This is a genomic window from Shimia thalassica, assembly GCF_001458215.1.
GTDB lineage: Bacteria > Pseudomonadota > Alphaproteobacteria > Rhodobacterales > Rhodobacteraceae > Shimia > Shimia thalassica.
On sequence record NZ_CYTW01000001.1, the window covers coordinates 657,947 to 670,705 of the forward strand.

Annotated in this window: 12 protein-coding genes; 8 read left to right on the forward strand and 4 right to left on the reverse strand. The window is 56.8% G+C overall.

Going from position 1 to position 12,759, the window contains the following annotated elements; genetic code table 11:
* Positions 1 to 35: 35 nt before the first annotated feature.
* The 5 genes from ppdK to glmM all read left to right on the forward strand — a co-directional run bounded on the left by ppdK (position 36) and on the right by glmM (position 6,814).
* On the forward strand, positions 36 to 2,576 hold the full coding sequence (gene ppdK, locus PH7735_RS03070) for a pyruvate, phosphate dikinase (RefSeq protein WP_058309844.1): 2,541 nt from the start codon (positions 36 to 38) through the stop codon (positions 2,574 to 2,576).
* 151 nt (positions 2,577 to 2,727) lie between these two features.
* A complete protein-coding gene (locus PH7735_RS03075) occupies positions 2,728 to 3,381 on the forward strand; it encodes a cell wall hydrolase (RefSeq protein ID WP_058309845.1) in 654 nt (217 codons plus the stop codon).
* 117 nt (positions 3,382 to 3,498) lie between these two features.
* Positions 3,499 to 4,422 carry a dihydroneopterin aldolase gene (locus PH7735_RS03080; protein ID WP_058309846.1) on the forward strand — a complete coding sequence of 308 codons (924 nt, stop codon included), beginning with the start codon at positions 3,499 to 3,501 and terminating at the stop codon, positions 4,420 to 4,422.
* Between the two features lie 39 nt (positions 4,423 to 4,461).
* The gene (folP, locus tag PH7735_RS03085) at positions 4,462 to 5,481 is read left to right on the forward strand and encodes a dihydropteroate synthase (protein WP_058309847.1); all 1,020 of its coding nucleotides are present in this window, start codon (positions 4,462 to 4,464) and stop codon (positions 5,479 to 5,481) included.
* A complete protein-coding gene (glmM, locus tag PH7735_RS03090) occupies positions 5,471 to 6,814 on the forward strand; it encodes a phosphoglucosamine mutase (RefSeq protein WP_058309848.1) in 1,344 nt (447 codons plus the stop codon). Before folP ends, glmM begins: the two co-directional genes overlap by 11 nt.
* Before the next feature lie 52 nt (positions 6,815 to 6,866).
* On the opposite strand, the gene PH7735_RS03095 is transcribed toward glmM, so the two are convergent.
* From PH7735_RS03095 to ilvC, 3 genes are all read right to left on the reverse strand, one after another.
* Complete coding sequence (locus PH7735_RS03095) at positions 6,867 to 7,745, reverse strand: DMT family transporter (protein ID WP_233488265.1); 879 nt, start codon at positions 7,743 to 7,745, stop codon at positions 6,867 to 6,869.
* Positions 7,746 to 7,780: 35 nt separating this feature from the next.
* A complete protein-coding gene (locus PH7735_RS03100) occupies positions 7,781 to 8,131 on the reverse strand; it encodes a hypothetical protein (RefSeq protein WP_058309850.1) in 351 nt (116 codons plus the stop codon).
* Positions 8,132 to 8,216: 85 nt separating this feature from the next.
* Positions 8,217 to 9,239: a ketol-acid reductoisomerase gene (ilvC, locus tag PH7735_RS03105; RefSeq protein ID WP_058309851.1), complete on the reverse strand. Its 1,023-nt coding sequence runs from the start codon at positions 9,237 to 9,239 to the stop codon at positions 8,217 to 8,219.
* A gap of 133 nt (positions 9,240 to 9,372) precedes the next feature.
* Here ilvC and PH7735_RS03110 point away from each other — a divergent pair, with 133 nt between their 5' ends.
* Positions 9,373 to 9,828, forward strand: a complete 456-nt coding sequence (locus PH7735_RS03110; RefSeq protein ID WP_058309852.1) for an Lrp/AsnC family transcriptional regulator — start codon at positions 9,373 to 9,375, stop codon at positions 9,826 to 9,828.
* Positions 9,825 to 10,289, forward strand: coding sequence for an Lrp/AsnC family transcriptional regulator (locus tag PH7735_RS03115; protein ID WP_058309853.1), 465 nt, complete (start codon positions 9,825 to 9,827; stop codon positions 10,287 to 10,289). Before PH7735_RS03110 ends, PH7735_RS03115 begins: the two co-directional genes overlap by 4 nt.
* Here PH7735_RS03115 and PH7735_RS03120 read toward each other — a convergent pair.
* Complete coding sequence (locus PH7735_RS03120; RefSeq protein ID WP_058309854.1) at positions 10,286 to 11,407, reverse strand: Hint domain-containing protein; 1,122 nt, start codon at positions 11,405 to 11,407, stop codon at positions 10,286 to 10,288. The two genes, PH7735_RS03115 and PH7735_RS03120, sit on opposite strands and share 4 nt — an antisense overlap.
* 204 nt (positions 11,408 to 11,611) lie before the next feature.
* Here PH7735_RS03120 and PH7735_RS03125 point away from each other — a divergent pair, with 204 nt between their 5' ends.
* The gene (locus PH7735_RS03125) at positions 11,612 to 12,739 is read left to right on the forward strand and encodes an aminotransferase class V-fold PLP-dependent enzyme (protein ID WP_058309855.1); all 1,128 of its coding nucleotides are present in this window, start codon (positions 11,612 to 11,614) and stop codon (positions 12,737 to 12,739) included.
* Positions 12,740 to 12,759: the final 20 nt, after the last annotated feature.

Below are 12,759 nucleotides of genomic sequence, written 5' to 3' on the forward strand. Positions count from 1 at the left end.
GCGCGTATGCTGCCAGCCCAAAGAAAGGTGCCGCAGTGCAGCAAGATAACCCAGATATTACATTCATCACGCCCACCGCACCTGTGGCCACCGCCACGCATGGCGGGCGGGCTAAATGCCTGCAACGTCTGGTGCGTCTGGATCTGCCGGTACCAAGCACGGTTGCCTTGTCCTTTGACGAGGTGCACCGGATTGCCGCCGGCGAAACACCGTCGATGGATGAGCTTCTTGCACCGCTTCATCAAGGTACGCTGATCTGCGTGCGCCCCTCTTCGGAAGACCCCGACTGGGGTGGTCCGGGGGCCGTTTTGAATATCGGTATGAATGACGCAAAATTCGCCGAACTTTCGGAAAAACTGGGTCATGATGCTGCGAGCGCGATCTATGCGCGCTTTATCCAGTCCTATTCGACACATGTTGCGCGTCTTGATCCCGACATGTTCGACGATCTTGATCTGAGCGCGAAAGACACCTGCAAGCAACTGCTCGAAGCCTATGAGCTGGAAGCAGAAGAGCCGTTTCCCCAAGATGTGGGCGATCAGCTGGCGGGGGTTCTGCGCTCGATGGCGCGCGCGTGGGAAGGAACCACAGCACGGTTGCTGCGTCAGGCCAAAGGCGCGCCTGCCGATGCAGGGCTCGGGCTGGTTGTGCAGGAAATGGTGTTGGGGCTTGGCCATGCCGAATGCGGCTCGGGTGTGCTTCAACTGGTGAATTCCACCACAGGATTGCCCAAGATCACAGGCCGTTACCTGAGCCAGTCACAAGGGCGCGATGCCTTGCAAACAGGGGCTTCTGCGCTGTTTTTGGAAAAAGATACCCGTGGACCGTCACTGGAAGACGCCGCGCCAGAAGCGTTTGAAGCCCTCAAGCAGCAAGCCGCGTTGATGCGGGTGAAACTGCGTGAAGAGATGCAGATCGAATTCACCATCGAAAATGGCCAAGTCTACATCCTTGATGGCGTGCGCGTACAACGGTCTTCGCGCGCTGCAGTGCGGATCGCGGTTCAGTTGGCGCAGGACGGGATCATTCCGGCCCAAGAGGCGCTGATGCGGATCGAGCCGCGGGCCTTGAATGAACTGTTGCACCGGCAGGTCGATCCGGAAGCCGAGCGTGATGTGATCGGCAACGGGATCGCGGCCAGCCCGGGCGCAGCGACAGGACGTATCGTTTTTTCCGCCGCCGAAGCGCAGGCAAGTGCGGCCCGTTCCGAGGCCTGCATTCTGGTGCGTCGCGAAACAACTCCAGAAGATATTCGCGGTATGCACGCCGCAAGCGCGGTCCTGACCGAACGCGGAGGCATTACAAGCCATGCTGCCGTGATCGGACGCGGTCTTGGCCTGCCTTGTGTGGTTGGGGCGTCTTCGTTGCGGTTCCAGCTGCGCAAGAAAAGCCTGCTGGCGCCGGATGGTCGCGTCTTTAAAGAGGGCGACATCATTACAATCGACGGCACCGATGGGGAAATCCTTGCGGGTGAACCCAAGATGCTCGAAGCCGCCTTGGATGATGCCTTTCAATCGTTGATGGCATGGGCGGATGAGGAACGTGATCTGGACATTCGCGCCAACGCCGACACGCCCGCCGATGCGCGCACGGCCCGAAACTTTAATGCCAACGGGATCGGGTTGTGCCGGACCGAACACATGTTCTTTGAGGCCGACCGGTTGACCGTGATGCGCGAAATGATCTTTGCGGATGCCTCGGAAGACCGCCGCAGTGCGCTCGACAAGCTTTTGCCGATGCAGCGCGAGGATTTCATCGAACTGTTCCGCATCATGGAAGGCCAGCCGGTTTGCATCCGGTTGTTTGACCCGCCTTTGCACGAGTTTCTGCCCACCGAACGCGCGGGAATGCGCGATCTGGCCGAGGCATTGAACCTGCCGCTGTCGACTGTGACGCGTCGGGTCGAGGCTTTGGGGGAATACAATCCGATGCTCGGGATGCGCGGTGTGCGTCTTGGGATCACGGTGCCGGAAATCTATGACATGCAGGCGCGAGCGATTTTCGAAGCCGCGATTATGGCAAACCGCAACGGTGCGAATGTGGTGCCTGAAATCATGATCCCGCTTGTCAGCGCCAAACGGGAAGTCGAGCTGGTGAAGACGCGGGTCGATGCGGTTGCCGCCGCTGTGCGCACAGAGCAGGGCTTGGATTTTGACTATCGGCTGGGTGTCATGGTCGAGACCCCGCGCGCGGCATTGCGGGCCGAGGATATCGCCCCGCATTGCCACTTCTTCAGTTTCGGTACGAATGACCTGACCCAGATGGCATATGGCCTGTCCCGAGATGACGCGGGCCGGTTTATGTCGGCTTATGTTCAGCAGGGTGTTTATCCCGAAGACCCGTTCCATACCTTGGATGCCGATGGCGTCGGGGAACTGGTGAAATTGGGCGCGGAACGGGGTCGTGCGGCGCAACCGGACCTCACACTCTCGGTTTGTGGCGAGCATGGCGGCAGCCCCGAATCAATCGCTTTCTGCCGGAAAGTGGGAATGGACTATGTTTCTTGCTCTCCTTTCCGTGTTCCGGTGGCGCGACTTGCAGCAGCGCAGCTTGCGATCAGGGACAAAATAGGGTGATTCCTGCATTTTTAGCGCCAACATATTGACATTCCAGCAACCCTCTAGGTGCTAAAATCCGCTGGACTGGACGAATTTGCCTCATTCGTGTAACACACCGCGAAACGCTCGGACGGGGGAGGGTCCGTCAAACATCGGGTGTGAGGAAGATATGCGCTATTTTATTACTGTAATATTCGCAGCGGTTGTCATGTCGGGATCGGCCTTTGCCGAGATTCTAACTGTAGACCCTGATCAGAGAATTGAAGTTCGCCAAGGCCGTCAAGCCAAGGCGGATGTAAACGGATTCAATATCAAAGAACTGCTCAAGTCCAACCGCTCGAAAAAAGCCGTTGTTCCCGAGACCATCGTTTATTCACGCAGCTGGATTGACGGGCAACCCAAAGCCAGCGGTCGTGACGATCAATGGCAATGTCTGGCCGAGGCTTTGTATTTCGAAGCGCGCGGCGAAAGCGTCAAAGGACAGTTCGCAGTCGCAGAAGTGATTATGAACCGTGTTGACCACGACTATTACCCCACCAGCCTGTGCGGTGTGATCAAACAAGGGACCGGGCGCAAGTACCAGTGCCAGTTCACGTTCACATGTGACGGGATTGCCGAGAACATTCACGAGAAAGCGGCGTATGAACGTGTAGGTAAAGTTGCACGTTTGATGATCGACGGCGCGCCTCGTGTGCTGACCGACGGGGCAACCCACTATCACACGAAAGCAGTCAGCCCCAGCTGGTCGCGCAAGTTCAAGCGCACCACCACGATCGGTGTCCACCACTTCTATCGCCAGCCCACTCGTCTTTCGCAAAACTAAGACAGACAACCACGGCCACCTGACGTGTTTCGTCTCTGGTGTGCCGTGTCTTGCCCTGTTAAAGCCGCCAGCAGGCACTAAACTGCCCTGATCTGACCCCAAAAGGAGCGGCGGACAATGACGAACGAAATTCGCCTGGCTTTTGCCCATCCCGATGAACGCGCTGCGGCCACATCCGGCCCTGATGCCCTCGACCGGATTTCCCTGCGCGACCACATTGTCGAGGTCGAGATCGGCGCGTTTCAGGCCGAGCGCGGCACGACCCAGCGCGTTTGTTTCAACATCGTCGTCGAGGTCCGTCCTCTCACAGGCGAGATTGATGACGACGTTGACCGCATTCTTTCCTATGACCGAGTGACCGAAGCGATTGCCTTCGAGTTGGCGGCCGAGCGTCTCAACCTGTTGGAAACGCTGGCGGATCGTGTGGCAGAGCGGATTTTGCTGGAACCTCAGGCCATGCGCGTTTTTGTGCGTATCGAAAAGCTTGACCGGGGTCCTGGTGCACTGGGTGTCGAAATCGTGCGGGCGCGCACCGTGGTACAGCCCGTCGAAGCCATCGAAGATGAAAAACCGCATCCGCGGGTGGTGTACCTGACAAATGATGCGGTGCACTCGGACAGGTTGAAAGGCTGGATTGATCAGCTGGACGCAGAAGCCGTACCCCTTATATTCTGTGTTGGCCCTCATGATTTGCCTCTGCCCGAGACAGGCCATGCCATGACACAGCGCCGTATTGATTTGTTGGCAATGGAGCAAAACGCTTGGGTTCTGGCCGCACGTGATCACCGGTGTGTTGTGGTTAGCACACGCACCGAACTCGACTGGGCCATGAAGAACGGTCAGATTTGCGTCTGGGCGCCTTCCAAGATCGTATTGGATGCTGTTGAGGGGCCCGCCGTTGGCACCGAAGGTGCGGTGGCGTTGGCGGCGTGGTTTGCCCGCGAAATGGAAGCCCGCCGCATGATCGGTATCGGCGAAACCCTGCCGGAAAATGGACCGGTGCCTGTTCGATCCATCGCTTTGGACGATGACGTGATCTAGGTTCTTGCCAAGAGCCGTTGAAAAGACCATCAAAATCATATGAAGACTTATTACCGCGCGATCCCGCAAACCGATGTTGCGCGCCCCAAAGGGGCGCTTTCCTTGGCCGGAGGGTGGACTTGGTTCACACATGTCGAAGTTCTGCGCCGCGGCGCGGCACCGCAGGTTGTCGAAGCGTCCGAGGTGCCAAAAGACACGCTTGAAATGATGGTCCGTGATCGCGGGTACATTGGGCCAATGTCGCTGGCAGAACCTCAAATCATGGGCATCCTGAATGTGACCCCCGACAGCTTTTCGGACGGAGGACAGCACAATGATGCGTCGGACGCCGTTCGACGTGCCCGCACCATGCGGGATCAGGGCGCAGACCTGATCGACATCGGCGGAGAATCCACCCGTCCCGGAGCGGTCGAGGTTCCTGTAGATCAGGAAATACAACGCACATCGCCTGTGATTGCGGCGCTTTCGGCGGAACTGAATGTCCCAATCAGCATTGATACCCGCAAAGCGCCTGTTGCTTCGGCCGCGCTAGAGGCGGGGGCGTTGATGGTAAATGACGTGGCGGGGTTTACGTACGATCCTGCATTGGCACCTTTGTGTGCTGCGCGCGGCGTGCCGGTCTGTGTGATGCACGCACAGGGGGACCCTGCGACGATGCAGGATAATCCACAGTATGATGATGTGCTGCTGGACGTGTATGATTTCCTTGAAACACAAATCGGCATGCTCGAAAGCCTAGGGATTCCGCGACAACAGATCGTGACTGACCCCGGCATCGGTTTTGGCAAAACAATGGACCATAATCTGCGCCTCTTGGCGCGTCTGAGCCTGTTTCACTCTTTGGGGTGTCCGATTTTGCTTGGGGCATCGCGTAAAGGGTTCATCAAGGTGATCGGACAGGCACCCGACCCCGAGGGGCGTGTCGGAGGATCTGTTGCCGTCGCTCTAGAAGGAATTGCGCAGGGTGCACAGATTGTTCGTGTTCATGACGTAGAAGAAACAAGACAAGCCTTGCATCTTTGGCAGGCGGTAACGACGGGAGAATATGATGGGGCGTAAGTTTTTCGGAACCGATGGTGTGCGAGGCACTGCAAACCAATATCCCATGACCGCTGAAATGGCGCTGCGAATTGGAACAGCTGTCGGGCGGTATTTCCGCAATGACGGGCAAAACAACCACCGTGTTGTGATCGGCAAAGACACGCGTCTGTCCGGCTATATGTTCGAGAACGCCCTGACGGCGGGGTTAACCTCGACCGGGATGAATGTGCTTTTGCTGGGACCTGTGCCAACCCCTGCGGTCGGATTGCTGACCACGTCGATGCGCGCTGATTTGGGGGTCATGATTTCGGCCAGCCATAATCCGGCACAAGACAATGGTATCAAGTTTTTTGGCCCCGATGGGTTCAAACTGTCTGATGAGGTCGAGGCCGAGATCGAAGCCCTTATTGAAAGCGGTGTAGAGCCGGCGCAGGCCGTTAACATTGGACGCGCCAAACGGATTGATGACGGGCGCTTTCGCTATATCGAACGGGTCAAGTCATCGTTGCCGTCTTCTGTCCCTTTCAAGGGCCTGAAGGTTGTTGTGGATTGTGCCAATGGCGCAGCCTACAAAGCGGCGCCCGAAGCGTTGTGGGAACTTGGGGCTGAGGTGATCGAGGTCGGGACACAACCCGACGGTTTGAACATCAACCGCGATTGCGGGTCGACCTATCCGCAAACCGCCGCCGAGGCCGTTGTTGCGCATGGTGCACATGTCGGCATTTCGCTGGACGGAGACGCCGACCGCGTCATGATCCTTGATGAAAATGGCAAAGTGGCTGATGGCGATCAGATCATGGCCCTGTTGGCCAGCCGATGGGCGCAGCAGGGACGCCTCAAGGGGGGCGCTCTTGTCGCGACAGTAATGTCCAATCTGGGGCTGGAACGGTTTCTTGAGGGGCAAAACCTGCGTCTTGAGCGGACAGCGGTCGGTGATCGGTATGTTGTCGAAGCGATGCGCAAGGGCGGCTTTAACCTTGGGGGCGAGCAGTCAGGCCATATTGTCATGACGGATTACGCCACAACCGGCGATGGCCTGATGGCGGGGCTTCAGTTCCTCGATGCGATGGTCGAGACCGGAAGACAGGCGTCCGATCTGACACAACAATTCGAAACCGTGCCCCAGATGCTCAAAAATGTTCGGTTTGCAGAGGGGCAGACACCGCTCGAGGCCGAGCCTGTGAAGGCGGCGATCAAAGCTGCGGAAACAGCTCTGGCAGGGCAGGGACGGTTGTTGATCCGCAAATCAGGCACGGAACCTTTGGTGCGGGTGATGGCCGAATGCGAGGACGCAACCCTTCTCGAGACAACAGTGGATTCAATTGTGGGGGCCGTCGAGGCCGCGCTCTGATAAAGGCGCCCCCTGTGCCTTTGGCCATAGCCAAAGAGGGCAGGGCGCCTTATCAACCGGCCGCGAACAATCGCTTTAACGCGCCATACTGGCTCAGCCCGACTCCGGCGAGGATAAGCCCGAGCGCCAGCAAAAGGCTGGGTGGGAGAGGTTCGTTGAGGATCAGTGCTCCAAGAAGAACCGACCAGACCGGTACGAGATAGTTGGTCAGGCTCATAAACGTGGGGCCTGCACTGCGGATCACCAGCACCCTCAGCAAATTTGCAGCCGCTGTTGGCACCAGACCAAGGATCGCCAGAATAAGCAGGGTCCGCCCTGTTGGGATCGGGGGTGGCCCTTCTGCGATCCATGCCGCTGGCAACACAATAAAAGCGCCAATGATCAGCAAAATGGTTGCCAATCCGATTGGGTCAATCGGCGGCAGACGCCGCACAAGAACCGAACTGAGCGCATAACAACAGGCCGCGCCCAAACAGGCAAAGCGGCCAAAAATCTCCATCGAGGCACCAGTGCTTTCAAAGGCCTGCCCGCCGATCAGAAGCACAACACCGACAAACCCCAAAAGAAACCCGAAAACCTTGCGCAGCGTTAGATGCTCACCAGGCACCAGAAAATGCGCCAGCGGCAAAACAATCAGTGCAACCGCGGCCATGCTCACACCGGCAAATCCGGATGTCACAAACTGTTGGCCCCAGCTGAGAAGAATAAAGGGAACGGCCGAACTGAGTGCGCCGATAATGATCAGATTAGGCCAGTTTTGACTGGTTCGGTCGGTGAACAAGGCAAACCCGCGCGACGCCCAGATGGCTGTCATCAGAATAGAGGCAAAGCTGATCCGTGCCGCAGCCAACCAAAAGGGTGTGATCCCTTCCAGCGCCATCTCGATCACAAGAAAGGTCGACCCCCAGACAATGCCGAGGGTGGCGACCATTAACCAACTTTTTCTGGTAATTTCAGGGGGCTGTGTCATCCGGCGCTGTTCAGGATCGCACGTGCAAAGCTAAAGAACAACGCGCCATTCCCCAAGGTGACAAGGATGCCCGCGATCTTCCAGCCGATCGGCGTCGGAACACCGGGTTTCGAGCGGGCAACAGCCGTTGCCAGATAAAGCTGATACACCGTCAAAAGCCCCCATAGCCCTGCCAACACGCCAACAGGCGTGGACAGCACCAGCAAAATCGCGATCAACGGTTGGTGGAACAACGCCGTGCCAAAGTTACCAACCCAGAAGGTTTCGCCTGTTGGCAGCTGTGCTGACAGCAGGGCACGAAACCACGCCACGCTAAACATTTTGGGACCGGTTGTCTTTTCTTCCATGTCGCTCACCCTTGCTCTTTGCGCAGACCTTGTAACGAAAAAGGGCGCCCCGCAAGGCGCCCTTTCGAACTCGTGCCTTGCGGGCTTAGTTCTTTTCTTTGTCGACCATTTTGCCAGCCGAGATCCATGGCATCATGCCACGCAGCTTGGCGCCGGTTGCTTCGATCATGTGCTCGTCGTTTGCACGACGCGACGCTTTGATTGTTGGCTGACCAACAGCGTTTTCCAGCATGAAGTCACGAACGAATTTACCTTGCTGGATGTCTGTCAGAACATCTTTCATGCGGGCTTTGGTTTCGTCGTAGTTCAGGATACGTGGGCCGGTGACGTACTGGCCGTATTCTGCAGTGTTCGAGATCGAGTAGTCCATGTTGGCGATGCCGCCTTCATAGATCAGGTCAACGATCAGCTTCACTTCGTGCAGGCACTCGAAATAAGCCATTTCTGGTGCGTAACCAGCTTCGACCAGAGTTTCGAAGCCACAACGGATCAGTTCAACCAGACCGCCACACAGAACAGCTTGTTCGCCGAACAGGTCGGTTTCACACTCTTCGCGGAAGTTGGTCTCAATAATACCCGAGCGACCGCCACCGATAGCCGAGCAATACGACAGACCGATTTCCAGTGCTTTGCCGGTTGCATCGTTGTCTACAGCAACGAGGCATGGAACGCCGCCGCCTTTGGTGTATTCGCCGCGCACGGTGTGACCTGGGCCTTTTGGCGCCATCATGATCACGTCTACGCCTTCTTTAGGCTCGATCAGGCCGAAGTGTACGTTCAGGCCGTGTGCGAAAGCGATGGCTGCGCCGGGCTTGATGTTGTCGTGAACGTATTTCTTGTATGTTTCTGCCTGCAGTTCGTCGGGCATTGTGAACATGATCACGTCACACCAGGCAGCCGCTTCCGCGATACCCATAACGGTCAGGCCTTCGCCTTCTGCTTTCTTGGCCGAAGCCGAACCTTCGCGCAGAGCAACAACAAGGTTTTTCGCACCCGAGTCACGCAGGTTCAGAGCGTGCGCGTGGCCTTGCGAACCATAGCCTAGAATGGCTACTTTTTTGTCTTTGATCAGGTTAATGTCGCAATCGCGATCGTAGTAAACGCGCATGTCGGCGCTCCCTCTATTGAATGTCTGAAGCGGACTATACGCCTCTGGTCAGGATGTTCGAGATGCGGCGCGCATATAATTTCCGGAAAAATACACATTTTCATTCGTCTGAATCTGAAATAATGATGAATTCATGCTTGATGATCTCGATAGACGTATTTTGCGCCATATGCAGGTCGACCCTGCGATCTCGATTCCGGATTTGGCGGATCGGCTGAGTCTGACAACGTCGCGGCTGACCCGGCGTATCGAAAAACTTGAAACGCTTGGCATTGTCCGCGGACAGCGTGCCGTCATCGATTGGCAGGCTTTGGGGTACGCTGTCGAGGTTTCCCTGAGGGTCACATTGGATAAAACCAATCCGCGCGCGTTTGATGACTTTATCGCGGCCGCGCGGGACATTCCGGAAGTCATCGAAATCCAGACGTTTCTGGGGCGGGTGGATGTGCGCCTGTCCGTGATTGCGCTGGACATGCCGCACTATCAGCAGATTTACCGCACACGTATTCTCAGCCTACCGCATATCGCAGACATCGAAGCCCTGATGCATGTGGCCCGTATCAAGTCCGAGGAGACCCTGCCGATATGACCGATCTGGATGACATTGATCGCAAGCTGGTCTTGGCCTTGGCCGCCGATGCAACCCAATCTGCAGGGGCGCTTGGCCGCACATTGGGGCTGAGCCAGCCCGCGACGTGGCGGCGTATCCGGCGGTTGTACGACACGGGTATCATCAAGGGGCGCAAGCTTGATCTGGATGCCGAAAAGCTGGGCTTTGGGGTGACTGTGTTTCTCGGGGTAAAGCTGGCGACCAAGGGTCGGGTCTCGCTTGAGGATTTTGAACGCGCTGTGGTCGCTATCCCAGAAGTGCAAACGGTCGAGCATGTTCTGGGCATGTACGATTATCGGCTGCGTGTGACGGCGCGCGACATCTCGGATTTCGAGCGTGTTTTGCGTCGCCGGATCATGACGCTTCCGGCTGTGGGCAATGTCGAAGCCAACGTATTGTTAAGCGAAGAACAGCGACCGGGGCCTTTGCAAGACGCTTAGTCGTCAACCATAAGAAGCATGGCTTCGGTCTTGGTCAGGCAGCGCCGCACCGGCATGTGCTGTAATCCTGTCTCTTTTTCAAAAAGCTCTCCGAAAATCGTCTTGAGCTCGGTCAGGGCCTCAATCAGCGCTGGGTCTTCCTGAGGGATGTTGTGCGCCGAGGGATAAAGGCTCTCGCTCAGAAGACCGTTGGCCCAGACCAATTGATGATCGTCGAACAGGACATGCACATATTCCACCCAGCCGGACGTGCGAAGTGTCACGAGGCGATTGTCGATCATATGCTTGGCCGCCACCAGTACGGCATGTTCCGCGAAAAGCAGGCTGATCGCAGGGCCGCTGCGCAAAATGCGGTGGTTCTGCGATACTTCCAGCGCAGCGTGGTCACCAAAAGTATTGGCGGCGATATGCACTGGTGCCATGGCACCGACCGCGCGCATGCGACGCCGCCCAACCCAACGCACCGGTTGGGCGCCTTGATCATAGGTCATGACCATCTGTCCGGGAACCAATGTTTCGATGTCTACTTCACCGGTCGGGGTCAAAAGCTTTGTACCTGCGGCGAAACAAATGACGGACGCAGTGTAGTCGCCGACGTAAAACAGGTTGTCGCCATCTTCCAACGGGTCATCAAAGTCGCCGTCGCTATTGAAATCGATGTCCTGATTGCGATCCAGTGTCAGACCACCGGGTTCACTGGCTGCAACTGCAAGGTCAGTGCCGGGCGCGATGAAAAGCTGGTTAAAGGTCGGTCCGCCATCATCGGGGACCAGAACATTTGCGTTAAACCTGACGTATCCGTCTCCGAGACCGCTCACGTCCCCCTGGATAGACGCGGTCTGCCCCGGGTTCTGGGGCGAATAATTGTATTTGACGATGCCCGCCTGATAGTCCGCGATCGAGTCATATACGGTGATGTCTGAAATGGCGCTGCTGCCCGACAGCTGCCCGTCTGCCGTGTCATTTACGGTTGAAAAGACGACGATATCGTCGTCCTCAAAGGGCTGCGTGCCACCCGTAATTGTCGCGGTGCCTTGGCCCTCGTTACCTGCACTGCTGTTGGTAGAGACGTTTGCACCGTCCAAAACATCGATGCCAAAAACGACAAACTCGCCCATCTTATCACCCTCAAAACCACTGACCCAACACAACGACGAATCGAATATCGCTATTTTTCGACAACCTTATGGCATCTCGATTCTGCTGCCAAATATTTGCGAATACGCGTTGGGGCGATATCGAATTGCGTATGTCTTTCACTTGGGCTTTGTTAATGATTAGTTTCGGGGCTTGGTCCCGTAAAGAGAAACACGGAGTATCTTATGCCCAACACCCCTAATTCTGTAGATCCGGACGGTCTTGCTGAATTTTCCGTCGTATTTACGGATCGGTCGCTGAACCATATGTCCCAGACGTTTCAGGCTGTGATGCGTGATATTTCGGGAATGCTGAAAGACGTTTATCAGGCCGAGGCCGTGGTCCTGGTTCCCGGTGGGGGCACCTATGGCATGGAAGCCGTCGCACGACAGTTTGCACGCGATGCTAAAACGCTTGTTGTGCGCAACGGGTGGTTTTCCTACCGCTGGAGCCAGATTTTCGAAGCCGGCGGGTTTGCAGCAGAAAGCACCGTGCTCAAGGCGCGCCCCTCGGGCAATGATGTGACCGCACCCTTTGCGCCTGCACCGATCGAGGATGTTGTGGCAAAAATCGCCGAACAAAAGCCCGACATCGTTTTTGCCCCCCACGTCGAGACATCTGCAGGGGTGATTTTGCCGGATGCCTATATCAAAGCCATGGCCGATGCGGCGCATGACGTCGGCGCGTTGATGGTTCTGGACTGTATTGCGTCGGGATGTGTCTGGGTCGATATGGAGGCTCTTGGTGTGGATGTGCTGTGCTCGGCCCCGCAAAAAGGGTGGTCGGCATCTCCCTCTGCTGGTCTGGTGATGTTGTCTGCGCGTGCGATCGCACGGCTGGACGAAACCACGTCAGACAGTTTTGCCCTCGATCTCAAGAAGTGGCATTCGATCATGCAGGCCTATGAAAACGGTGGCCATGCCTATCACGCAACGATGCCAACAGATGCATTGCGGGCCTTCCGCGATACAATGCAGGAAACCAAAGAGTATGGCTCTGACAAGCTGCGTGATGCGCAGTGGGCGTTGGGCAATGGTGTGCGTGCAATGCTGGCCGAAAAAGGCATCAAGAGCGTCGCGGCGGACGGCTATGGCGCGCCGGGCGTGGTTGTCAGCTATACCAGTGATCCAGCCATTCAAAACGGTAGCAAATTTGCAGCAGAAGGCATGCAGATTGCGGCAGGTGTGCCTTTGGCGTGCGACGAACCTGACGGGTTTATGACATTCCGTCTGGGGCTGTTCGGCCTTGATAAACTGTATGACGTTGACGGCACGCTGGGACGTCTCAAGGCCGTTCTGGATAAAGTTTTGTAATCCAGGTTGTCTTGCACAGG